This is a genomic window from Nocardiopsis protaetiae, from assembly GCF_045446735.1.
Taxonomy (GTDB): Bacteria; Actinomycetota; Actinomycetes; order Streptosporangiales; family Streptosporangiaceae; genus Nocardiopsis; species Nocardiopsis protaetiae.
Map to the genome: position 1 here is coordinate 1 of NZ_JBJJBV010000157.1, position 20,650 is coordinate 20,650.

Consider the following 20,650-nt stretch of genomic DNA (forward strand, 5'->3'; position numbering starts at 1 on the left):
CAGGACTCCTCGGGGCCGGGGGCGGCGGGCGCGGCTCCGTCGGGAGCGGCGCCGCCCTGTGCCTGATCTCCCTGTGCCTGATCGCCCGGGGCCTGGCCGCCCGGGGCCGGGAAGCCGGTGTCGGCGGAGGGCTCCTCGGTGATCTCCGCCAGGCTCTCGGCCAGGCTCTCGGAGACCTCGGCGGCGCCGGTGTCCCCGGCCGCCTCGGCCTGCGCGGTGACCTCGGCCAGCAGGTCGGCGGCGGTGCCGCTCGCCACCAGCTCGGTGTAGAGGTCGGCGTGGGCGGACTCGTAGAGGGCCTCGAAGTCGGCGTTCGCGAGGAAGCGCTCCTTGAGCGCCCCGCTGCCGCCCGTGGACATGCCGCCGCCTTCCCCGCGTTCCCCGCCGCCGCCGGGGAAGCCGCCCTCGGGCGGTTCCATGCCCTCGGGCATCTCCATGCCCTCCGGGGGCTGCGTCCCTTCGGGGGCCTCCGCGCCCTCGGAGGCCTGTTCCTCCTCCGCCGCCCCTCCCATCGGGCCGCCCATGCCCCCGCCCATCCCGCCGAAGGCCAGGTTGAGGTCCCAGGACAGGACCGTGAACCGGTCCTCGGAGATGTCGTACCAGAGGTAGTAGTTGTTGCCGGGGCCGTCCATGGCGTCGGTGTTGGACATCAGGTCCTGGAGGGCCAGGTAGCGGGCGAAGGACTCCACGTCCAGGTGCTCGTCGAGTTCCTCGGCGAACTCGGTGTCGTCGGACTCCTCCACGAACCGCAGCAGCCCCATGACCGGCGTCAGGTCGTAGGCGCCCTCGGCGTTGATCTGCTTGAACGCCTCCCCGTACTCGGTGGGGTCCTCCCCCAGGTACTCGAAGGAGCCCCCGGCCCGGCCCTTGTAGAGCACCCCGTCACCGAGCTCGGTGGCCCAGGCCGCGTCGGGCGACTCCAGCAGCAGCCGCACCGAGGTCTCCCCGTTGACCGTGAACGAGGTCAGCGTGTGGTCCTGGGTGTCCTGCCCGGCGGCCTCGGTCAGCTCCAGGGCCAGCGCCTCGTTGAGCGCGGTGTCGGAGCCGGAGGCGGCGGGGCGCAGGGCGAGCTCGGTGCGGCCCTGGTAGGCGCGGCCCTCGGCGTACTCGTCGAAGGAGATCAGCCAGGGCAGGTCCTCGGGCGCGTCCTCCGACAGGGTCACCCCGCTCGGACCGCCGCCCCCACCCGTTTCCTCCTCGGCCTCGTCCTCGCGGCCGCCGCCGCGCAGGCTCATCAGGGTGGAGTTGCCCTTGAGGCGCAGGCCCACGTCCTCGATCCCCGTACCGTCGATGACGATGTCCGCCCGGATGTACTCCTTCTCGCCCTCCTCCTGGAAGGCGTCCACCAGCTCGGCGTACTCCTGCTCGTCGAAGGTCACCTCGATGGTGTGCGAGCCGTCGGCGAACAGGTCGGTGGTGCCCTCGATGTCCTCGGTGATCTCGTCGTCGGGGACCAGCGCCGAGGTCACGTACGGCATGATCCGGGTCGGTGCCAGGAGCAGCAGCACGGCGACCAGCCCGGCCGCCAGGACGGCGACCTTCCACCCGTGGTGGCGCAGCCGGGCGGGGACGCGGTGTCGGAGTCCCGGTCTCGGCGCGGCGGTGTCCTGTGCTGCGGTGCCCTGTGCGGCGGTGTCCTCCGTGTCCATGGCGATCACAGGTCCGTCTGGTCGTAGCCGGTCAGGACGGTGGCCTTCTGGCCGGCGGTGACCGAGCGCAGGGCCGCGACCAGATCACCCGGCTTGGCGCCCTTCTTGAGGCGGGCCGTGTAGACGAACTCCAGCAGGGAGCCGCCGCGCACGCTCTCGGTGCCGATCAGCTCGTACTCGTCGGTGAAGCGGATGAGGACGTCCTCCACGAACGGGGCGTGGTCGCCGCCGTCGGCGGGCACCTGCACCTTGACGACCTGGCGCTGGACGTTCAGCGAGAACCAGTCGAACCGGTGCATGAGCAGCACGATGGCGCAGATCAGCACCGTCGCCAGCACGGCCAGCAGGTAGAACCGGGTGCCGCAGGCCATGCCGATGCCCATGACCAGGAAGATGAACCCGACGTCGCGGGTCTCCTTGATCGCGTTGCGGAAGCGCACCACCGACAGGGCGCCCACCAGGGCGAAGGCCCGCGCGATGTTGGAGCCCACCACCAGCATGATCAGGGCGATGAGCATGCCCAGGATGATGAGGGTGTGGACGTAGCTCTGGCTGTAGGAGATGTTGCGGTGGGTGGCCCGGTAGGTCCAGGCCACCACCAGGCTCATGGCGAAGGCCAGGCCCAGGGCCAGGACCACGTCCATGACGCTGAACGTTCCGGACAGGTCGGTCAGGGAGAGATCGAGGTTCATCGTGCGGGCTCCGGGGCGGTGCGGTGGTCGGTGGTCAGCGGGCGCGCCTCGGCGGCGGCGTCGCCGTCGGGCAGGTGGAACACGGAGCGCGGGGCCCGGCCGCAGGCCTCGACGCTCTGGCAGTACTTGGAGATGCGCTGGACCTGGAGGTCCAGGCGGGCGGCCATGTCGGTCACCCAGGACGGGGCGCGCTCGTTGACCTTGACCTCCAGCACCGCCAGGTCGGGGCGGATGATGTAGCGGTTCTCGGCCGGGGCGCGCAGGTCGAAGTCGCGGTCGCGGCCGCGCACCCGGTGGTCGAGGGTGACGCGCAGGCCCAGGTCGGCGTCGACGCCCACGTAGGGTTCGCGGCGGTAGCCGGTCATGGCGACGGGGCGCAGGTCCAGCCGGTGGACCAGGTCCAGGACCTCGTCGATGAACGCGGGGTCGGCGTCGGGGTGGGCGACGCGGACGCGCCGGTCGCACAGGCCGCGGGCCAGGTGGTAGGACAGCAGGACGCGGCGCTTCTGGGTGACCCGGTTGACGCGCTGCTTGATCTCGACGGACACCGGGGTGTCCTCGGGCGCCTCCCCCAGATCGCCGTAGCGGCGGATGCGGAGTTTGCGGCGAAAGCGCAGGCCCTCGATCTTCTCCCAGTAGAAGCGCAGGCGGTCGGTGTCGTAGTACAGGCTCCAGACGGCGTAGCCGTCGTCCCCGGCGTAGGGGTCGCGCCGCATGCGGGCGCCCAGTTCGGCGCGCACGTCGGCCAGCCGGGAGCGCGGCACCAGGTACTTGAGCTCGTAGCGGTTGAAGGCGTGCAGCCCGCTCGGGGCCCGGAGGCGGTCGCCCGCTGAGGTCGTGTCCGTCGGCACGGTCGGTGTCTCCTCTCGGTGGGTTCGGTGACGACTCGAAGAACGGAACACGACGAGCCGGGGACCTTCCCGGGAGATTCCTGGGAGTTCGCTGAGAACGGCGGCGTCTCCCCCGGTGGCGGCGGGGGTCCGGCCCAGGGTTGGAATCGGGTGAGAGGGGTCTCGCCGCGCGGCGTTTGACCTCCGGCGCACTGGAGGTCGCACGATGGGGGCATGACGGAGATCCTGCTCCCGGACGTCGACGCGGAGATCCCGCCCGAGGGGGTGCCCATCGGGCGCGCCGCCGAGATCCTCGAGATCGGCGTCCGGACACTGCGCTACTACGAGGACGAGGGCCTGCTCCTGGATCCGGCCCCGCGCGACTCCGGGCACCGGCGGCGGTACCACCGCTCCGACCTGGCCTGGATCGCGGGGCTGCTGATGCTGCGCCAGACCGGGATGCCGATCGCGCGGATCCGCGTCATGGCGGAGCTGAGCCGCCGGGCGGGCACCGAGGCCGAGCGGCTGGAGCTGCTGGAACGGCACCGGGACCACGTCATCGAGGAGATGGAGCGCACCAGGCGCCACCTCCTCGCCATCGAACGCAAGATCGCCGCGTACCGCGAGGTCGTGGCGCACAGGGGGGACCATGAGGACGACGGAGCTGGGTGACGGGCTGAAGGTGTCGGCCATCGGCCTGGGCGCCATGGGGATGAGCGCGTTCTACGGGCCGGGCGACGAGAGGGAGTCCGTCGCGACGCTGCGGCACGCGGTCGACGTCGGAGTCACGTTCATCGACACGGCCGAGGCCTACGGGCCGTTCGAGAACGAGAAACTGATCGCCCGCGCCCTGGGGGGCCGGCGTTCGGAGGTCGTGCTGGCCACCAAGGCCTCCGCGGAGACCGACGACGACGGCACCGTGCACGGCCGCAACGGCACGCCCGCCTACATCCGGCGCGCCTGCGAGCGGTCGCTGCGCCACCTGGGCACCGACGTGATCGACCTGTACTACCTGCACCGGGTCGATCCGAAGGTGCCGATCGAGGAGTCGGTCGGGGCCATGGCGGAGCTGGTGCGCGAGGGCAAGGTGCTGCACATCGGGCTGTCGGAGGCGGCGGCCGACACCATCCGGCGGGCGCACGCGGTGCACCCGCTGGCCGCGGTGCAGTCGGAGTTCTCGCTGTTCGCCCCGGACGTGCTGCACAACGGGGAGAAGGCGGTGATGGACGAGCTGGGGATCGGGTTCGTGGCGTTCTCCCCGCTGGGGCGGGGCACGCTGACCGACGGGGTGCGCAGCCTGGACGACCTGGCCCCGGACGACGCCCGGCGCGGGCTGCCCCGGTTCCAGCCGGAGGCGTTCGCCGCCAACCGGCGGCTGGTGGAGCGGGTGGAGGAGATCGCCCGGGAGAAGGGGGCCACGCTCGCCCAGGTGGCGCTGGCCTGGGTGGCCGCGCACGGGGTGGTGCCCATTCCGGGGACCCGGCGGGCCTCCCGGCTGGACGAGAACGCGGCGGCCGCGGACCTGGTGCTGTCGGCGGAGGACGTGCGGCGGCTGGCCGAAGCGGTCCCGGCCGCGGAGGTCAGCGGGGGCCGCGGCGAGCCCGACGTCCCGGCCGGCACCGACCGCTGACGCCCGTCAGCGGCGGTACTGGCGGCACTCGCCGGTGAACACCGATCCGACCTCGGCGCGCAGGACCGCCAGGGCGCGCTCCTGCTCGCCGGGGTCGCGGTACACGGCGGTGGCCAGGCCCTCGGCGGCGGCGGCCAGGCGGGCGGCGGCCAGGGCGGGGTCGGTGGCGGGGTCGACCTCGCCGCACTCGAAGCCGTTGGCGACCCCGCGGGCGATCTCGGCGCGCAGGGCGGCGGCGGTGCGGGCGTCCACCCCGGCCAGTCGGGGGTTGTCCAGGGCGCGCCCGGCGAAGGTGCGGGTGACGCGGAACTCGGCGCGGCGGCGCGCGTCCAGGGGCAGGTGCTCGGCCAGGGCGGCGGCCAGGACCTCGGCGATGGAGCGCTCGTGCCGGGTGCCCTCGGCGACGAGGTCGGCGACCCGGGCGGCGACGGCGGCGCCGACCCGCTCGAAGGCGTGCAGGAGCATGTCGTCCTTGGCCGGGAAGTAGTGCTGGACCAGGCCGACGGAGATGCCCGCGCGGTCGGCGGTGCGGGCGACGGTGACGGCGGCCAGGCCGTCGGCGGCGATGAGGTCGTACACGGCGTCGGCGATCTGGGCGCGGCGCAGGTCGTGGTCTGCGGTTCGGGGCACGGGGTTGACCGTATCAGCATACGGCTATAACCATATACGCATACGGTTATCGAAAGGACGCCGATGCGCCTACCCCTCGCCCTGCTGCTCGCCCTGTCCCCCGCCCCGCCCGCCGAAGCCTTGGACGCCATGGACGCCCGGGCCATGGATACCCAGGCCATGGACGCCCTGGCAGCGGCGCACGCGGCCGCGCTCGACATCCCCGGCCTGGCCTACGCCGTGGTCGGCCCCGCGGGCGTGGAGCACGCCCTCCGCACCGGCGTCGACGGCGCCGGGGAGCCGGTGGACGCCGGCACCGCGTTCCTGTGGGGGTCGGTGGCCAAGCCGGTCACCGCCACCGCCGCCGTCGTCCTGGCGCGGGAGGGGCGGCTCGACCTCGACGCTCCGGTGGGCGACCACCTGCCCGCGTTCGCCGGGCGCGACATCACCGTGCGCGACCTGATGACGCACACCTCCGGTATCCCCGAGCGCGCCGCGTTCGCGGTGACCGACCGCTACGGGCCGGACGCGCCGGACCTCGACGCGCGGGTGGAGCACCTGGCCGGGGTCCCGGCCGCGGCGCCCGGCGGGCACGAGTACTCCAGCGCCAACCACCTGCTGCTCGGGGCGGTCGTCGAGGAGGTCACCGGCGACCTGCACGGCCACCTGCGGGAGGCGGTGCTGGAGCCCGCCGGGATGGACGGCGCGTTCACCGATGCGGAGGAGGCCGGGGCCGCCGGGCTCGCCCCCGGGCACCGGTTCCTGTGGGGCATCCCGACCGCCGGCGCCGGGGAGGTGGACGACGAGGGCGTCTCCTACGGCTACCTCGGCGGGACCCTGGACGACCTGGCCGCCTTCGCCCGCCTCCAGCTGGACCCCGAGCCGCCGCTACTGGACGCCGCCACCCTGGCCGGCATGCGCGAAGGCGCCGTGCCAGTGCCCGGCTCGGCGCAGAGGTACGGGCTGAGCTGGCGGGAGACCGTGCTGTCCGGCACAGAGGAGCCCGTGGTGTTCCACGGCGGCGCCACCCCCGGGTACGCCGCGATGGTGGTGGTGCTGCCCGAACGCGGCCGGGCGGTGGTGCTGCTCCAGAACGCCTACGCGGTGCTCGCCGACGGAGAGGTCCAGGGCCTGGCCTTCGACCTGGCCCGCCTGCTAGCGGGTGCCCCGGTGGCGGATCCCGCCGCGGGCCGGACCGCCCCGGCCGCCGCCTGGGGGACCACCGGGGCCGCCCTGGCCCTGGGGGCCGCGGCCGTCCGGCCCGGCCGGGGCCGCAGGCGTATCGCGCTCGGGGCGGTCGGGGCGCTCGCCGCCGTCGCGGCCGCGGGCCTGCTGTCGTTCATGGGCCCGCGGGCGTCCCTGCTGTGGGCCCCCGACCTCGCCCTGGCGGCGGCGGCCGCCGGGCTGCTGGGCGCGGTCCTGGCCGTGCGCGGGCTGGCACCCCCGGTGCGGGACGCGATCAGACGCGGTCGAGGAAGCCGCCGTCCACGACGAGGTTCTGGCCGGTGATGAACGTCGCCGCCGGGGACGCCAGGAAGGCGACCGCGCGGGCGACCTCCTCCGGGCGGCCCAGCCGCCCGGTGGGGATGCGCGAGCGGATGCCCTCGTAGAAGTCCGGGTCGTTCTCCCGGCGGCGGGCCCAGCCGCCGCCGGGGAACTCGATCGGCCCCGGCGAGACGGTGTTGACCCGCGCCCCCTGCGGCGCCCAGGCGCGGGCCAGGGAGGAGGCGTGGTGGTTCAGGGCCGCCTTGACCGCGCCGTAGGAGCGGGCCCCGGCCGGGGAGGTGACGTGCAGCGCCGAGGTGGTGGAGATCAGCACCGCCGACCCGCCCCGGGCGGAGGTCTTCAGGTGCGGTTCGGCCGCCTCGGTCAGGCGCAGGAACGGCAGCAGGTCGGTGTCGAAGGCCCGCTCCCACTGGTCGGGGGTGGGCGCGCTGCCGCCGGAGACGTTGGAGACCAGGACGTCCAGCCCGCCCAGGTCGGCGGCGGCGCCGGCCACGAAGCCGGGCAGCGCGTCGTGGTCGCGCACGTCCAGGGGGACGGCGTACACCTTGACGCCCTTGGCGCTCAGCTCACCGGCGGCCTCGGCCAGCGCCACCCCGTCGCGGGCGCACAGCGCCAGGTCGGCGCCCTCGTCCGCGAACACCTCGGCGATGGCCCGGCCGATCCCCCGGCTGGCCCCCGTCACCAGCACCCTGGCGCCCGACAGTCCCAGATCCATGCCCGCGTCCCCTCCCGCTGCAACGGCGTGCGGCCGGCCCCCGGGCGGGGGCCGACCGCGTCAACCTAGCAGGGCGCTCAGGCGCCGGTGGAGTGGAACCCGCCGTCCACGTGGACGATCTCGCCGGTGGTGGCCGGGAACCAGTCCGACAGCAGGGCCACGACGGCCTTGGCCGCGGGCTCGGGGTCGCTGACGTCCCAGCCCAGCGGGGCGCGCTCGGGCCAGTGCTTGGCCAGCTCCTCGAACCCGGGGATGCTGCGCGCGGCCATGGTGCTCAGCGGGCCCGCGGAGACCAGGTTCACCCGGATGTTCCGGTCGCCGACGTAGCGGGCCAGGTAGCGGGCGGTGGAGGTGAGCGCGGACTTGGCCACGCCCATCCAGTCGTAGATCGGGTAGGAGACGCTGTTGTCGAAGTCCAGCGCCACCACCGAGCCGCCGTTCTTCATCAGCGGGGTCAGCGAGGTGGTCAGGGACTTCAGCGAGAACGTCGAGGTGTGCATGGCGGTGGCCACGTCCGACCACTGCGTGTTGAGGAAGTTGCCGCCCAGGGCGTCCTGCGGGGTGAACCCGATGGAGTGGACGATGCCGTCCAGGCCGTCGACGTGCTCGGAGACGCGCGCCGCCAGGGTGCCCAGCTGCTCGTCGTCGGTGACGTCCAGCTCCAGGACCGGGGGCGGCTCGGGCAGGCGCTTGGCGATGCGCTCCACCAGGCTGAGGCGGCCGTAGCCGGTCAGGACGACCGTGGCGCCCTGCTCCTGGGCCAGGCGGGCGACGTGGAAGGCGATGGAGGAGTCGGTGAGCACCCCGGTGACGAGGATGCGCTTACCTTCGAGAAGTCCCATGTGTCGGGTTGTCCGTCCTGTTTCTGGTCTGCTGTGCGGTGGGCCGGGTCGGGTACGTCGGCTCAGTGACCCATGCCCATGCCGCCGTCGACGGGGATGACCGCGCCGCTGATGTAGGCGCCGCCGGGCCCGGCGAGGAAGGACACCGTGCGTGCGATGTCCTCCGTGCTGCCGTAGCGGCCCAGGGGGATGTTCTTCTTGATCTCGGCCTGGCGGTCCTCGGGGAGCGCGCCGGTCATGTCGGTCTCGATGAACCCGGGGGCCACGACGTTGACCGTGATGTTGCGCGAGCCCAGCTCGCGGGCGAGGGAGCGGCCGAAGCCGACGAGCCCGGCCTTGGAGGCGGCGTAGTTGGCCTGGCCGCCGGAGCCGAGCAGGCCCACCACCGAGGAGATGAGGACGATGCGGCCCGACCGCTTGCGCATCATGCCGCGCACGGCGCGCTTGGCGACGCGGAAGGAGCCGGTGAGGTTGGTGTCCAGGACCGACGAGAAGTCGTCCTCGCTCATGAGGGCGAGCAGCTGGTCCTTGGTGATCCCGGCGTTGGCGACGAGGACCTCGACGGGTCCCTGCGCCTCCTCGACCTCCTTGAACGCGGCGTCGACCTGGGCGGAGTCGGTGATGTCGCAGCGCACGCCCAGGAACCCCTCCGGGGGCTCGCCGGACCGGTAGGTCACGGCCACGTTGTCGCCGCCGGCGGCCAGTTCACGGGCGATGGCCAGGCCGATACCGCGGTTGCCACCGGTGACCAGTACCGAGCGGGACATAGAGGCTCCTTGTTCTACCCGCGGCCGCCATGGGGCGACCACGACACATGACGGGGTCGGGGATCGCAATGCAGCGTACCGAGGTCACGGGGGGTGGTCGCAATGCGGACGGGTACAGGACTCCTCCCCGGCTTCCTGTGGGGTTCCGACATGCCCGGCCCGTCCGCGTGAGCGGGGTCACCCGGCCGGGCGCCGGGTCGGGTCCACCGGGCCGGGCTGCGGCTCAGGCCCACCCGGCGTCGTGGGCGAGGATGGCGGCCTGGACCCGGTTGGACATGCCGAGCTTGGCCAGGATGCGGCTGACGTGCGCCTTGACGGTGGCCTCGCGCATGCCCAGGGCGCGGCCCGCCTCGGCGTTGGACATGCCCTGGGCGACGGCGACCAGGACGGCGCGCTCGCGTTCGCTCAGCACCTCCAGGCGCCGTTCGGCGCCGGCCCGGCCCTCGGCGGAGTCGGCCGGGGCGGGGGCGGCGAACCGCTCCAGCATGCGCTTGGTGACGCTGGGCGAGAGCATGGCGTTGCCCTCGTGCACGGTGCGCACCGCGGCGATGAGGTCGCGCGGCGGGGTGTCCTTGAGCAGGAAGCCGACGGCCCCGGCGCGCAGCGCGCCGTGCACGTACTCGTCCAGGTCGAAGGTGGTCAGCAGCACCACGTGCGGCGGGTCGGGCAGGGCGGCCAGCCGGGCGGCGGCGGTCAGGCCGTCCACGCCGGGCATGCGGATGTCGAGCAGGACCACGTCGGGGTCCAGCTCCTCGGCCAGGCGGATCGCCTCGGCTCCGTCGCCGCCCTCGCCGACCACCTCGATGTCGGGGGCGGAGTCCAGGATCATCCGCAGTCCGGACCGGACCAGTTGTTCGTCGTCGATCAGGACGGTGCGGATCACGGAGCGGCCTCCTCGGCGCCTGCGGGTGTGTCGGTCGGCACGATAGCGCGCAACCGCCACCCGCCGTCCGGGCACACACCGGCGGTGAGGTCCCCGCCCGCCAGCACGACGCGTTCGCGCAGGCCGGTGAGGCCGAACCCGCTGCGGGGCGCGGGCGCCCCGGTGGCGGCCGGGGCCGGGCCGTTGGCGACCTCCACCTCCAGGCGGTCGGGGGCCCGGTGCAGCAGCACCGCGACGCGGGCGCCCTGGGCGTGTTTGGCGGCGTTGGTGAGCCCCTCCTGGACGATGCGGTAGACGGTGCGCTGCACCGGCCCGGGGACGGGCCGGTCCTCCCCCGTCTCGGTGCGCTCGATCTCCATCCCGGCGGCGCGCCACTCCCGGAGCAGGCGGTCCAGGTCGGACAGGACGGGCTGGGGCGCGGTGGGCGCGGCCGCGCCCTCCTCGCGCAGGACGCCGAGGATGCCGCGCAGCTCTGACAGGGCCTCGCGGCCGGTGGTGCGGATGACCCCGGCGGTCTCGATGGTGCGCGGGTCCTCGGAGGAGACCTCCAGACCGCCCGCGTGCAGGACCATGAGGCTGACCCGGTGGGCGACCACGTCGTGCATCTCGCGGGCGATGCGGGTGCGCTCGGCGGTGATGGCCTGGTCGGCGAGCAGGTGCTGTTCGCGCTCCAGGCGCTCGGCGCGTTCGTGGAGGCGGTCGATGAGCTGGCGCCGGGTCCCGACCCACAGGCCCATGACCGTGGGCATGACGAGGAACCCGATGATGAGGAAGAAGTGGCCCAGGAAGGAGGCCTGGTAGGCGGCGACCATCCCCAGGCTCTGCGCCACCAGCCAGGCCGCCAGGACCCGCCGGTCGGAGTGGTAGACGGCGTAGGAGTACAGGGCGATGGCCGCCGGGACGAAGTTGCCGAACAGCAGCAGCAGGGCGAGCGCGGTGACCAGCAGCCACCGGGGGTCGGTGCGGCGCAGCAGGACCACGGCGGCGGCCCACAGCGCGGGGGCGGCGTAGACCACGAACCCGGCGAGGACGGCCGCGAAGGCGTTGAACACCGCCATGGCGTTCAGGGCCGCGGCGGGTATCCCGCCCAGCAGCCCGACGCTCGTGGAGGCGCTGGAGGAGAGCTGGAGCCCGGCGCTGACCGGCAGCGGCGCCAGGGCGTAGAACCAGTCGGCGAAGACGAGCCTGCGCTCCCACCACCACCCGCCCCGGCGCCGCTCCAGGGAGCCCAGCGCCCTCCCCGACTCCTTCAGCCACGTCCACATGCTGCGGAGTCTACGGCGCGGGGCGCGGCGGCCCGGCGGGCGCGCGGGCGCGGCGCCGACCCGGGGCCGGACCGCCGCCTTTCGACGTCCGCGCAGGTCAGGGCGTACGAACGGGGGCGAACGCCGCCTTCCGCGACCGGTCCGGCATCGACGAAAGTCGGGGGTCGGACCGGACGAAGGAGTCGGCGCGCCCCCGCACATCGTCCCTTTGGACGAGGGCGGAAACCGTCCTTAAGGCCGAGGTGGCGGGCTTTTTCCGGACCTAGCTTGGAGATCACCGGCGGCGCCACCGGACGGGGCACCCGCCCCGCCCGGTCCGCCCCGGTCCCACCGTCACCGCACATCGTCTGGAGCCGTTCCCGTGAACGCACCCGCAGTGGACCCCCTCGCCTCCCCCGTGGCCCCGCCCCCGGTGGTGGTGGCCCGGGGCCTGACCAAGGTCTACGACACCGGGGAGACCCGCGTCCACGCCCTGGACGGGGTGGACGTGGAGTTCCACCGCGGTGCCTTCACCGCGATCATGGGCCCCTCCGGTTCGGGCAAGTCGACCCTCATGCACTGCCTGGCCGGGCTGGACGTGGCCACCTCCGGCACCGTGCACCTGGGCCGGACCCGGATCACCGGGCTGCGCGACGCCGAGCTGACCCTGCTGCGGCGCGACCGCATCGGGTTCATCTTCCAGTCGTTCAACCTGCTGCCGATGCTCACCGCCGAGCAGAACATCCTGCTGCCCTCCCAGATCGCCAAGCGCAAGGTGGACAAGGAGCGCTTCGACCACATCATCGAGGTGGTCGGGCTGCGCGAGCGGCTGCACCACCTGCCCGCCAAGCTCTCCGGCGGCCAGCAGCAGCGCGTGGCCGTGGCCCGCGCCCTGCTCAACGCCCCCGAGGTGGTCTACGCCGACGAACCCACCGGCAACCTGGACTCGCGCTCGGGCGCCGAGGTGCTGGCGTTCCTGCGCACCTCCGCCAAGGAGCTGCACCAGACCATCGTCATGGTCACCCACGACCCGGTCGCCGCCTCCTACGCCGACCGGGTGGTGTTCCTGCGCGACGGCCGCCTGGTGGACGAGGTGGCCGCGCCCACCGCCGAGCTGGTCTCGCAGCGGCTGCTCAAGCTGGAAGAGGCCTGATCCGATGTTGCGCACCACACTGGCCGGGCTGCGCCTGCACAAGTCCCGGTACGTCACGACCGTGCTGGCGATCATGCTCGGCGTCATGTTCACCACCGGCACCATGGTCTTCGCCGACACCCTGGAGGCCGGCTACGAGAAGACCGTCATGGGCGCCGCCACCTCGGTCGACGCCATCGTCGTCGAGACCGACCGGGAGACCGGCGACCCCGATCGACCCTGGGAGACCGTCCCGCTGACCGAGGAGCACCTGGCGGAGATCCGGACGCTGCCGCAGGTGGCCGACGCCGACGGGATGGCCCGGAGCGAGGCCGTCCTGCTGGACGGCGACGGGCGCGCCTTCGGCTTCTTCCCGCCCAAGGCCCTGTCCTTCGGGGAGCACAACCGGTTCACCGCCGACGAGGGCGCCCTGCCCGCGAACGGCCGCGAGATCGCGCTGGCCACCTCCACCGCCGAGCAGATCGGGTTCGAGGTCGGCGACACCGTCACCGTGCTCGACCGCGACCAGGCCGAGCGGGAGTTCACGCTCACCGGCCTGGTGGACTTCGGCGCCGAGCCGCTCTACAGCCAGGGCGGGGCGATCGTGTTCGACCCCGACACCCTGCGCGAGATGACCGGGGTCCAGGGGTACGCCGAGATCGACGCGGTCGCCGCCCCGGGGCACACCGACGAGCAGGTCGCCGACGCCGTCGCCGGCGTGGTCGGCGACGAGTTCGAGGTGCGGACCGGCGAGGAGTTCGGCCTGACCATGGCCGAGAACTCGGGCGCCGACACGGCGATGCTGCGCACCGTGCTGCTGCTGTTCGCGTTCATCGCGATGTTCGTGGCCGGGATCGTCATCTACAACACCTTCGCCATCCTCATCGCCCAGCGCCAGCGCGAGCTGGCCCTGCTGCGGTGCGTGGGCGCCAAGCGCTCCCAGGTGTTCCGGTCGATGCTGGCCGAGTCCCTGGTCGTGGGCCTGGTCGCGTCCGTCCTGGGTGTGCTGGCGGGCATCGGCATCGGCATGGCGGGGGCGACCTTCGGCGGTCCGCTGCTGGGCATGGACGCCTCCGACCTGGCCGTCACGCCGCTGGCCGTGGTCACCGGGCTGGTGCTGGGCACCGTCGTGACCGTGTTCTCCGCGCTGGTCCCCGCCACCCGGGCGACCCGGGTGTCCCCGCTGGCGGCGCTGCGCACCAGCGCCACCGCCGCCGGGCTGGAGAAGGGCACCGGGTGGGTGCGGGTGGTCCTGGGGCTGCTCGCCTTCGCCGCCTCCGCCGCCCTGGTGGTGGTCAGCCAGCTCTCCGGACCCAACCAGCTGGGCCCGGTCGTGGTCACCGGTGCCGCGCTGATCGCGTTCCTGGGCGTGGTGGTCCTGGGCCCGCTGCTGGTCCGCGGGATCGTGAACGCGGTGGGCCTGCCGCTGCGCCGGGTGGGCGTGCCGAGCATGCTCGCCGTGGACAACTCCGTGCGCAGCCCGCGCCGGGCCGCGACCGCGATGATCGCCCTGACCGTGGGGGCCACGCTCATCACCGGGTACTCGGTGGTCAGCGCCTCCACGGAGAGCACCCTGACCAAGGCGCTGGAGGAGCAGTTCCCGGTCGACTACCAGATCTCCACGCAGTACGCCCCCGAGGGGCAGGAGGACACGGCGGGCGAGGAGGCCGCCCCGGACGGGGAGGCCGCCGCCGAGGGCGGGGAGGCCGCACCGGGCGAGGAGGTCACCGAAGGCGGAGAGGTCACCGCCGCCGAGGCACCGGTCGAGGAGGCTCCCGCCGACGCGGAGGCCGCCGACGAGGACGGCCCGGCCGTCCCGCTCGAACCGGGCATCTCCGCCGAGGTGTTCGACGTGCTGCGCGGCCAGGACGCCCTGGAGCGCGTCATCGCCGACCGCAGCCTGTACGTGGACCTCGCCGGGGGCGAGACCCTGCCGGTCACCGCCTACGTCAACGGCCGGATCGGCGTCGACCTGACCGCCGACACCGTCGAGGGCGAGCTCACCGACCTGGGCCCCGGCAAGGTCGTGCTCTCCGAGGGCTACGCGAACGGCGCGAAGGTGGGCGACACCTTCACCCTCCCGGGCCTGTGGGGCGCCGCCGACCGCGATCTCGAAGTGGTCGCGATCACCGAGGACGCCCAGGGGCTGTGGGGCGCCACCGTCGACCCGGAGGACTTCGCCGCCGCCTACCCGCAGGTCACCGAGTTCCGGAACCTGTACGTGATCGCCGGCTCCGACTCCGACGCGGCGCAGGTGCGCGAGGCCGTCTACGACAGCGTCGACTCCTACCCGACGCTTCAGGTCATGTCGACCGCCGAGATGAAGGAGCAGTTCTCCGGCATCCTGGACATCGCGTTCTACACGGTGGCGGCGATGCTGGGCCTGGCGATCGTCATCGCGGTGTTCGGCATCTCCAACACCATGGCCCTGTCGGTCCTGGAGCGCACCCGCGAGTCGGCGCTGCTGCGGGCGCTGGGGCTGACCAAGGCGCAGTTGCGCCGGATGCTCAGTGTCGAGGCCGTCCTGCTGTGCCTCATCGGCGCCGGGATCGGCATCGTGTTCGGGGTGCTGTTCGGCTGGGCCGCCGCCGACTCCGTCCTGCCGGGCCTGGTGTTCGCCGTCCCCGCCGGACAGATCGCGGTGTTCATCGCCGTGTCGGTGCTGGCCGGGCTGGTCGCCGCGGTGCTGCCCGCCCGCCGGGCCGCCGGGACCTCGATCACCGGGGCGCTCGCGAGCGAGTGAACCGCGCCCGCGCCGGGCGTCGACACACCGAACGGGAACACGGCGGCCCCCGCCCAGGCGGGGGCCGCCGTCGTACGGTGGACCCGGGGGGTGGGACCGATGGGCGGTTCGACGACGAGTCCGGTCGCTGCGGGGGGTGTGGCCTGGGGATCGCCCGCGGCCCGGTGGATGCTCACCGCCACGGTGCTCGGCTCCGGGATGGCGTTCCTGGACTCGACGGTGGTGACGGTGGCGCTGCCCGCCATCCAGGGCGACCTGGAGACCGGCCTGTCCGGGCTCCAGTGGATCGTCAACGGGTACATGGTGACGCTGTCCGCGCTCATCCTGCTCAGCGGCTCCCTCTCGGACCGGTTCGGGCGGGTGCGGCTGTTCATCTGGGGTGTGACGGTGTTCGCGCTGGCCTCGGCGCTGTGCACGTTCGCCCCGACCCTGGAGTGGCTGGTGGCGGGCCGGATCGTGCAGGGGGTGGGCGGCGCGCTGCTGACCCCGGGCAGCCTGGCCATCCTCCAGTCGGGGTTCCGGGAACAGGACCGGGCCCGGGCGATCGGCGCCTGGTCCGGGCTCACCGGGGTGGCCTCGGCCATCGGCCCGTTCGTCGGCGGGTGGCTGGTGCAGATCGGCGACTGGCGGCTCATCTTCCTCATCAACCTGCCGCTGGCCGCGGCCGTGCTGGCCATCGCGTGGTTCAAGCTGCCCGAGTCGCGCGACCCCGGGGCGGCGCCGCGGCTGGACTACCCGGGGGCGCTGCTGGGGGTCGTGGCCCTGGGCGGCATCACCTACGCGCTCATCCAGTGGGGCGCGGTGGGCGCCACTCCCGCGGTGTGGGCGGGGGCCGTCATCGGCGTGCTCGCGCTGGGGCTGTTCGTGGTGGTGGAGTCGCGTGTCACCGACCCGATGCTGCCGCTGGGCATGTTCTCCTCCCGCGGGTTCAGCGCGACCAACGCGGCGACCGTGCTCATCTACGGTTCGCTGGGGCCGCTGTTCTTCCTGCTGGTGATCTACCTCCAGGAGGTCGCCGGCTACTCGCCGATCGCGGCCGGGGCGGCCTCGCTGCCCATCACCGTGATCATGCTGGCGCTGTCGGCCCGGTCGGGCAAGCTGGCCGCGCGGATCGGCCCGCGCCCCCAGCTGATCGCCGGACCGCTGCTGGTGGCCGCCGGGCTGTGGCTGCTGTCGCGGATCGGGCCCGACGCCCCCTACCTCACCGACGTGCTGCCGGGGGTGCTGCTGGTGGCGCTGGGGCTGTCCACCACGGTGGCGCCGCTGACGGCGACCGTGCTGGCGTCGGTGTCGGAACGGCACTCGGGGCTGGCCTCGGGGGTCAACAACACGTTCGCGCGCGGCGCCCAGCTCATCGGGGTGGCCGCGATCCCGGCCCTGGCGGGGGTCTCCGGGGGCGGGGAGGCCGGGGGCGCCGCCGACGCCGGGTCCCTGGCCGACGGGTTCGGCCCGGCGATGCTCATCCTGGCGGGGCTGTGCGCGGCGGCCGCGCTGTGCGCGCTGCTGCTGCCGCGGGGGCGGATGCCCGAGGCCTCCGAGGCGGCCGCGCGCGGCGCGCTGCCCGAGGAGACCAGCGCGGTGCCCCCGCACATCGAGGAGCAGCCGCTGCGGTTCTGCGGGGTGTCGGGGCCGCCGATGCGCTCCTGTCCGGGGTCCAGCGCCGGGCGGATCCAGGACCGTCCCGGGGCTTAGGGGTTCGCGAGGCGCCAGCGGGGTTCTGGAGGCCCTGGAGGCGAAGTCCGAGGAACGAGGACTTCTCCGTAGGGGCCGAAGGTTCCCGCCTTCTAGGGGCGCCGAGCCAGGTAGCAAGGCCGCGGCCGTCAGGCCGTCCGTTGAGGACCTTCTGATTCTTGACGGGTGGGCCGAAGCGGAGGTTCAAGAGGGCACGGCCCGGAAGCCGCGGGCTAGAAGTCGCGGTCCTCCGGGGCGGAGTCGGGATCGGGGTCGGTGTCCCCCTCCGGGGTGATCACGTGCACCGCCTCGGCCTCTGCGCCGGGGCCGTCGATGTCCCAGTTCTCCCGCGGTATGACGGGTTTGCGCTCGCAGCGCACCTCCGCGGTGATGCCGAGTTCGCCCTCGGCGTCGTTCTCGGTGAAGTTGTAGCCGTACAGGGCGTCCATACGGCTCTCGGTCTCGGCGATGTCGCTCTCCTGGAGGTCGTCGCCCAGGTCGGCGTTCACGTCGTAGGGCCGTTCGGTCACGACGTCCACCGCCCGTCGTCGTCCTCCTCGTGGAGCGCGTCGGTCTCGGCGCCCGGGTCGTCGGGGTTCCAGTCCTCGCGTTCCAGGACGGGCGGCTCCTCCTGGCGGACCTCATCGGATATCCCCAGTTCGCCCTGGTCCTCGGCGTCCTCGTCCTCGAACGTGTACCCCACCGCGTCCATGCGGCTCTCGGTCTCGGCGATCTCGCTCTCCTGGGGGTCGTCCCCCAGGTCGGCGTTCACGTCGTAGGGCTGATCGGTCACGACGCCCTCCTTCCCCCGTGGTCACTCGATGATCGCAGTTCGACCCGGGGTTTTGAAGGAGGTGGCGGCGCGCCGCCGGTCAGCGGCGGGAGTTCTCGGCGCGGCGCAGGCGCAGCGGGCGCAGGGCCGCCTCCAGGGCGACGGCGCCGTCGAGCTTGCTCTGGCCCACGGCCCGCTCCTCGAAGTGGATGGGGATCTCGACGATCTTCTGCCCGCGGCGGAAGGCCCGGTAGTGCATCTCCACCTGGAAGGCGTAGCCGGTGCTCTCGATGCCCGGCAGGTCGAGCACTTCCAGGGCGGTGGCGCGCCACACCTTGAAGCCCGCGGTGACGTCGCGGACCGGGATGGCCAGCACCGTCTTGACGTAGGTGTTGGCCCAGCCGCTGAGCAGGCGGCGGCTCAGCCCCCACTGCTCGGACAGGCTGCCGCCGGGCACGTAGCGGCTGCCGATGACGACCCCGGCGTTGGTCGCCAGCAGGGTGCCCAGCAGCTGGGGGACGTAGCCGACGGGGTGGCTGAGGTCGGCGTCCATCTGCGCGACGTACTCGGCGCCGTCCTCCAGGGCCCGGGTCATCCCGGCCACGTAGGCGCGGCCCAGCCCGTCCTTGACCGTGCGGTGCACCACCGACACCCGGCCGGGGAACTCCAGGGCGAGCTTGTCGGCGACCTCCCCGGTGCCGTCGGGCGAGTTGTCGTCCACGACCACGACCCGCAGCCCCGGCAGGTCCAGGGACATGAGCCGGCGGACCAGCACCGGCAGGTTCTCGGCCTCCTCATAGGTGGGCACGACCACCGTCAGCGCGGCCCGGGACCAGGGCTCGGGCAGGGCCACCGGCTCGGGGGTGACGCGCACCGGCGCGGACGGGGGCTGCTCCGAGGGCGTCGATGAAGAGGGCATGCGCGGAAGGCTCCTGAGGGTGGGTCGGCGGTGGATGCGTCCAGCATCACCCATCGGACGCGGACCGCACAATGGGCGTGAACGGTAGGGTACGCCCTTTGCGGGTGCACAAGCGGCTTACTGCCCGCGTTCGCGGGCCACGACGGCGACGTGGACCAGGGCGCCGGTCTCCTCCAGGGTCATGAGGACCTCGGGGTCGGCGCTGCTGTCGGTGACCAGGTGGGCGATCTCCTCGGGCGGGACGGTGGCGACCATGGTGTCGGCGCCGATCTTGGTGTGGTCGGCCAGGACCACGGTCTCCTCGGCGCAGCCGGCCAGGGCCGCGTCCACGCCCGCGACGGCGGGGTTGGGGGTGCTCAGCCCGCGTTCGGCGCTGACGCCGTTGCCCGAGAGGAAGGCGCGGGTGACGCGCAGCCCCTTGAGGCTCTGCTCGGCGGCGGCGCCGACCAGGGCGCGGGCGGGGCCGTAGAGGGTGCCTCCGGTGACCACGACCTCGACGCCGGTCGAGCCGGCCAGGGCCTCGGCGACCCGCAGCGAGTTGGTGACGACGGTGATGTCCGAACGCGAGGCCAGCTCCCGGGCCAGCGCCTCGGTGGTGGTGCCGGGGCCGATGGTGACGGCGTCGCCCGGGCGGACCAGGCGGGCGGCGGAAACGGCGATGGCGGCCTTCTCGGCGGCGGCCTGGCCGCTGCGGCCGGTGTAGCTCTGCTCGTGGCCGATGCGCCCGGGCAGGGCGACCCCTCCGCGGCGGCGGTCGACCAGGCCCTCGGCCTCCAGGGCGCGCACGTCCCGGCGGACGGTGACCTCGGAGGCGTGCACCTTGACGGCGATGTCGCGCAGGGACATGGTGCCGTTGGCGCGCACGAGTTCGAGAATGCGCTCCCGCCGCTCGGCGGCGAACGCCGGACGGTTCTCCTCGACCATGGGTTGACCTTCCGTGCTCCGGTGGGGGCACGGGTGGGTCCCCGTGCCCGGTCTAGAGTACGGACCGACCGATGACCGGGCGCTCCTCCTCCGGTTCCTCGGCGTCGAGGGGGGTGTCGATACGGTCGGGGTCCTCGGTCAGGAGGGTCACGATGATGACCGCGGTGAGGGCCACCAGCCCGACGAGCGCTCCGGCTCCGAACAGCATCACAACGGACATCTCCGGCCTCCCCAGGGGACGGGCTGACCTGTCCTTTACCCGATTCCCGGTTCAGGCCCCCCTCACACCCCCGATCACCGAGCGACCGGGTCCACAATGGGATGCATGACTCTCCCTCCCCTGGCGCCCGAGATCTGGTGGGCGCACACGTCTTCGGCCACGGACCGGTTGTCGGACCTGCTGGACGAGCGCGAACGGGCCCGGGGCGACCGGTTCCTGCACCGGGCCGACCGGGACCGGCACCTGCTGGCCCGGGCGATGTCCCGGCTCGCGCTGGCCGAGCGGGCGGGGTGCGATCCCCGGGACGTGCTGTTCGACCTGCGCTGCCGCTCCTGTGACGAGAAGGAGCGCGCCGGGGCGGAGCGGGACGCCGAGCCGCACGGCAAACCGCACCCGGCGGGCCCGGCCCACGGGTGGGAGATCTCGGTGAGCCACTCGGGCGAGTGGGTGGTGCTGGTGGTGTCCGAGGGCGTCCCGGTGGGCGTGGACGTGGAGCGGGTGTCGGACTCGCGCGACCTGGACGGACTGGCGGCCTACACCCTGTCCGACACCGAGCGCGAGGTGTGGGCGGGGCTGTCGGAGGCCGAGCGCACGGGGGCGTTCTTCGGCTACTGGGCGCGCAAGGAGGCCCTGCTCAAGGCCACCGGGCTGGGTCTGGCCGGGGGGCTGCGCCGGGTGACGGTGAGCCCGCCGCACACCGGCGCGCGGCTGCTGGAGTGGACCGGGGGCGGCGACCCGGCGTCGTCGTGGCTGACCGACCTGGACCGGGGCGAGGAGTACCGGGCGGCGCTGGCGGTGCTCACCGACCGCCCGGTGGAACCGGTGCTGCACCCCCCGTCGGCCGTCCGGGACCTGCTGCGCCACTGAGGCCGGGCACGATGGCCGACACCGCGGTCCGCGCC

21 protein-coding genes are annotated in these 20,650 nt (G+C 73.6%); 7 read left to right on the top strand and 14 right to left on the bottom strand.

Annotation, left to right across the window (positions count from 1 at the left end; translation table 11 throughout):
• From ACJOT3_RS22095 to ACJOT3_RS22105, 3 genes are all read right to left on the bottom strand, one after another.
• Positions 1 to 1,649 (bottom strand): CotH kinase family protein (locus ACJOT3_RS22095; protein WP_406974989.1); only part of this gene is annotated, 1,649 nt, incomplete at its 3' end.
• A gap of 5 nt (positions 1,650 to 1,654) precedes the next feature.
• Entirely contained in the window at positions 1,655 to 2,341 is a 687-nt protein-coding gene (locus ACJOT3_RS22100; RefSeq protein WP_406974990.1) for a DUF4956 domain-containing protein, read from the bottom strand.
• Positions 2,338 to 3,192, bottom strand: coding sequence for a polyphosphate polymerase domain-containing protein (locus ACJOT3_RS22105; protein ID WP_406974991.1), 855 nt, complete (start codon positions 3,190 to 3,192; stop codon positions 2,338 to 2,340). The genes ACJOT3_RS22100 and ACJOT3_RS22105 overlap by 4 nt, the downstream gene beginning before the upstream one ends.
• Positions 3,193 to 3,405: 213 nt before the next feature.
• On the opposite strand from ACJOT3_RS22105, the gene ACJOT3_RS22110 reads away from it, so the two are divergent.
• Positions 3,406 to 3,843 (top strand): MerR family transcriptional regulator, encoded by a 438-nt coding sequence (locus tag ACJOT3_RS22110; RefSeq protein WP_406974992.1) that lies wholly within the window; start codon positions 3,406 to 3,408, stop codon positions 3,841 to 3,843.
• Positions 3,821 to 4,801: an aldo/keto reductase gene (locus ACJOT3_RS22115; protein ID WP_406974993.1), complete on the top strand. Its 981-nt coding sequence runs from the start codon at positions 3,821 to 3,823 to the stop codon at positions 4,799 to 4,801. The genes ACJOT3_RS22110 and ACJOT3_RS22115 overlap by 23 nt, the downstream gene beginning before the upstream one ends.
• A gap of 6 nt (positions 4,802 to 4,807) precedes the next feature.
• Here ACJOT3_RS22115 and ACJOT3_RS22120 read toward each other — a convergent pair whose 3' ends face one another.
• Positions 4,808 to 5,431 (bottom strand): TetR/AcrR family transcriptional regulator, encoded by a 624-nt coding sequence (locus ACJOT3_RS22120; protein WP_406974994.1) that lies wholly within the window; start codon positions 5,429 to 5,431, stop codon positions 4,808 to 4,810.
• Positions 5,432 to 5,494: 63 nt separating this feature from the next.
• Between ACJOT3_RS22120 and ACJOT3_RS22125 the strand changes: the two genes are divergently transcribed.
• Positions 5,495 to 6,919 carry a serine hydrolase domain-containing protein gene (locus ACJOT3_RS22125; protein ID WP_406974995.1) on the top strand — a complete coding sequence of 475 codons (1,425 nt, stop codon included), beginning with the start codon at positions 5,495 to 5,497 and terminating at the stop codon, positions 6,917 to 6,919.
• On the opposite strand, the gene ACJOT3_RS22130 is transcribed toward ACJOT3_RS22125, so the two are convergent.
• The 5 genes from ACJOT3_RS22130 to ACJOT3_RS22150 form a co-directional block, all read right to left on the bottom strand.
• Positions 6,870 to 7,631 (bottom strand): SDR family NAD(P)-dependent oxidoreductase, encoded by a 762-nt coding sequence (locus ACJOT3_RS22130; RefSeq protein WP_406974996.1) that lies wholly within the window; start codon positions 7,629 to 7,631, stop codon positions 6,870 to 6,872. The two genes, ACJOT3_RS22125 and ACJOT3_RS22130, sit on opposite strands and share 50 nt — an antisense overlap.
• Before the next feature lie 77 nt (positions 7,632 to 7,708).
• On the bottom strand, positions 7,709 to 8,473 hold the full coding sequence (gene fabI, locus ACJOT3_RS22135; RefSeq protein WP_406974997.1) for an enoyl-ACP reductase FabI: 765 nt from the start codon (positions 8,471 to 8,473) through the stop codon (positions 7,709 to 7,711).
• Positions 8,474 to 8,535: 62 nt separating this feature from the next.
• A complete protein-coding gene (locus ACJOT3_RS22140; protein WP_406974998.1) occupies positions 8,536 to 9,240 on the bottom strand; it encodes a beta-ketoacyl-ACP reductase in 705 nt (234 codons plus the stop codon).
• A 223-nt stretch (positions 9,241 to 9,463) separates the two neighbouring features.
• Positions 9,464 to 10,123, bottom strand: a complete 660-nt coding sequence (locus tag ACJOT3_RS22145) for a response regulator (RefSeq protein ID WP_406974999.1) — start codon at positions 10,121 to 10,123, stop codon at positions 9,464 to 9,466.
• Complete coding sequence (locus tag ACJOT3_RS22150) at positions 10,120 to 11,388, bottom strand: sensor histidine kinase (protein WP_406975000.1); 1,269 nt, start codon at positions 11,386 to 11,388, stop codon at positions 10,120 to 10,122. The genes ACJOT3_RS22145 and ACJOT3_RS22150 overlap by 4 nt, the downstream gene beginning before the upstream one ends.
• A 361-nt stretch (positions 11,389 to 11,749) precedes the next feature.
• On the opposite strand from ACJOT3_RS22150, the gene ACJOT3_RS22155 reads away from it, so the two are divergent.
• The 3 genes from ACJOT3_RS22155 (at position 11,750) to ACJOT3_RS22165 (ending at position 16,934) form a co-directional block, all read left to right on the top strand.
• The gene (locus ACJOT3_RS22155; RefSeq protein WP_406975001.1) at positions 11,750 to 12,520 is read left to right on the top strand and encodes an ABC transporter ATP-binding protein; all 771 of its coding nucleotides are present in this window, start codon (positions 11,750 to 11,752) and stop codon (positions 12,518 to 12,520) included.
• Positions 12,521 to 12,524: 4 nt separating this feature from the next.
• Complete coding sequence (locus ACJOT3_RS22160) at positions 12,525 to 15,242, top strand: ABC transporter permease (RefSeq protein ID WP_406975002.1); 2,718 nt, start codon at positions 12,525 to 12,527, stop codon at positions 15,240 to 15,242.
• A 99-nt stretch (positions 15,243 to 15,341) separates the two neighbouring features.
• Positions 15,342 to 16,934, top strand: coding sequence for a DHA2 family efflux MFS transporter permease subunit (locus tag ACJOT3_RS22165; RefSeq protein ID WP_406975003.1), 1,593 nt, complete (start codon positions 15,342 to 15,344; stop codon positions 16,932 to 16,934).
• Between the two features lie 212 nt (positions 16,935 to 17,146).
• On the opposite strand, the gene ACJOT3_RS22170 is transcribed toward ACJOT3_RS22165, so the two are convergent.
• From ACJOT3_RS22170 to ACJOT3_RS22190, 5 genes are all read right to left on the bottom strand, one after another.
• The gene (locus ACJOT3_RS22170) at positions 17,147 to 17,452 is read right to left on the bottom strand and encodes a hypothetical protein (protein WP_406975004.1); all 306 of its coding nucleotides are present in this window, start codon (positions 17,450 to 17,452) and stop codon (positions 17,147 to 17,149) included.
• Positions 17,440 to 17,706, bottom strand: a complete 267-nt coding sequence (locus ACJOT3_RS22175) for a hypothetical protein (protein WP_406975005.1) — start codon at positions 17,704 to 17,706, stop codon at positions 17,440 to 17,442. Before ACJOT3_RS22175 ends, ACJOT3_RS22170 begins: the two co-directional genes overlap by 13 nt.
• 79 nt (positions 17,707 to 17,785) lie before the next feature.
• Positions 17,786 to 18,604: a polyprenol monophosphomannose synthase gene (locus ACJOT3_RS22180; RefSeq protein ID WP_406975006.1), complete on the bottom strand. Its 819-nt coding sequence runs from the start codon at positions 18,602 to 18,604 to the stop codon at positions 17,786 to 17,788.
• 117 nt (positions 18,605 to 18,721) lie between these two features.
• The gene (locus tag ACJOT3_RS22185; RefSeq protein WP_406975007.1) at positions 18,722 to 19,528 is read right to left on the bottom strand and encodes a DeoR/GlpR family DNA-binding transcription regulator; all 807 of its coding nucleotides are present in this window, start codon (positions 19,526 to 19,528) and stop codon (positions 18,722 to 18,724) included.
• A gap of 52 nt (positions 19,529 to 19,580) precedes the next feature.
• Entirely contained in the window at positions 19,581 to 19,748 is a 168-nt protein-coding gene (locus ACJOT3_RS22190) for a hypothetical protein (protein WP_406975008.1), read from the bottom strand.
• A gap of 96 nt (positions 19,749 to 19,844) precedes the next feature.
• Here ACJOT3_RS22190 and ACJOT3_RS22195 point away from each other — a divergent pair, with 96 nt between their 5' ends.
• Positions 19,845 to 20,615 (top strand): 4'-phosphopantetheinyl transferase family protein, encoded by a 771-nt coding sequence (locus ACJOT3_RS22195; RefSeq protein ID WP_406975009.1) that lies wholly within the window; start codon positions 19,845 to 19,847, stop codon positions 20,613 to 20,615.
• Positions 20,616 to 20,650 lie beyond the last annotated feature (35 nt).

Excerpts from the sequence above, each read along its gene's own strand:
- ACJOT3_RS22130 (WP_406974996.1), bottom strand. The coding sequence starts at position 7,631 with ATGGATCTGGGACTGTCGGGCGCCAGGGTGCTGGTGACGGGGGCCAGC.
- ACJOT3_RS22165 (WP_406975003.1), top strand. The coding sequence starts at position 15,342 with ATGGGCGGTTCGACGACGAGTCCGGTCGCTGCGGGGGGTGTGGCCTGG.
- ACJOT3_RS22195 (WP_406975009.1), top strand. The coding sequence starts at position 19,845 with ATGGGATGCATGACTCTCCCTCCCCTGGCGCCCGAGATCTGGTGGGCG.
- ACJOT3_RS22180 (WP_406975006.1), bottom strand. The coding sequence starts at position 18,604 with ATGCCCTCTTCATCGACGCCCTCGGAGCAGCCCCCGTCCGCGCCGGTG.
- ACJOT3_RS22140 (WP_406974998.1), bottom strand. The coding sequence starts at position 9,240 with ATGTCCCGCTCGGTACTGGTCACCGGTGGCAACCGCGGTATCGGCCTG.
- ACJOT3_RS22190 (WP_406975008.1), bottom strand. The coding sequence starts at position 19,748 with ATGTCCGTTGTGATGCTGTTCGGAGCCGGAGCGCTCGTCGGGCTGGTG.
- ACJOT3_RS22115 (WP_406974993.1), top strand. The coding sequence starts at position 3,821 with ATGAGGACGACGGAGCTGGGTGACGGGCTGAAGGTGTCGGCCATCGGC.
- ACJOT3_RS22125 (WP_406974995.1), top strand. The coding sequence starts at position 5,495 with ATGCGCCTACCCCTCGCCCTGCTGCTCGCCCTGTCCCCCGCCCCGCCC.
- ACJOT3_RS22110 (WP_406974992.1), top strand. The coding sequence starts at position 3,406 with ATGACGGAGATCCTGCTCCCGGACGTCGACGCGGAGATCCCGCCCGAG.
- ACJOT3_RS22100 (WP_406974990.1), bottom strand. The coding sequence starts at position 2,341 with ATGAACCTCGATCTCTCCCTGACCGACCTGTCCGGAACGTTCAGCGTC.
- ACJOT3_RS22185 (WP_406975007.1), bottom strand. The coding sequence starts at position 19,528 with ATGGTCGAGGAGAACCGTCCGGCGTTCGCCGCCGAGCGGCGGGAGCGC.
- ACJOT3_RS22150 (WP_406975000.1), bottom strand. The coding sequence starts at position 11,388 with ATGTGGACGTGGCTGAAGGAGTCGGGGAGGGCGCTGGGCTCCCTGGAG.
- ACJOT3_RS22160 (WP_406975002.1), top strand. The coding sequence starts at position 12,525 with ATGTTGCGCACCACACTGGCCGGGCTGCGCCTGCACAAGTCCCGGTAC.
- fabI (WP_406974997.1), bottom strand. The coding sequence starts at position 8,473 with ATGGGACTTCTCGAAGGTAAGCGCATCCTCGTCACCGGGGTGCTCACC.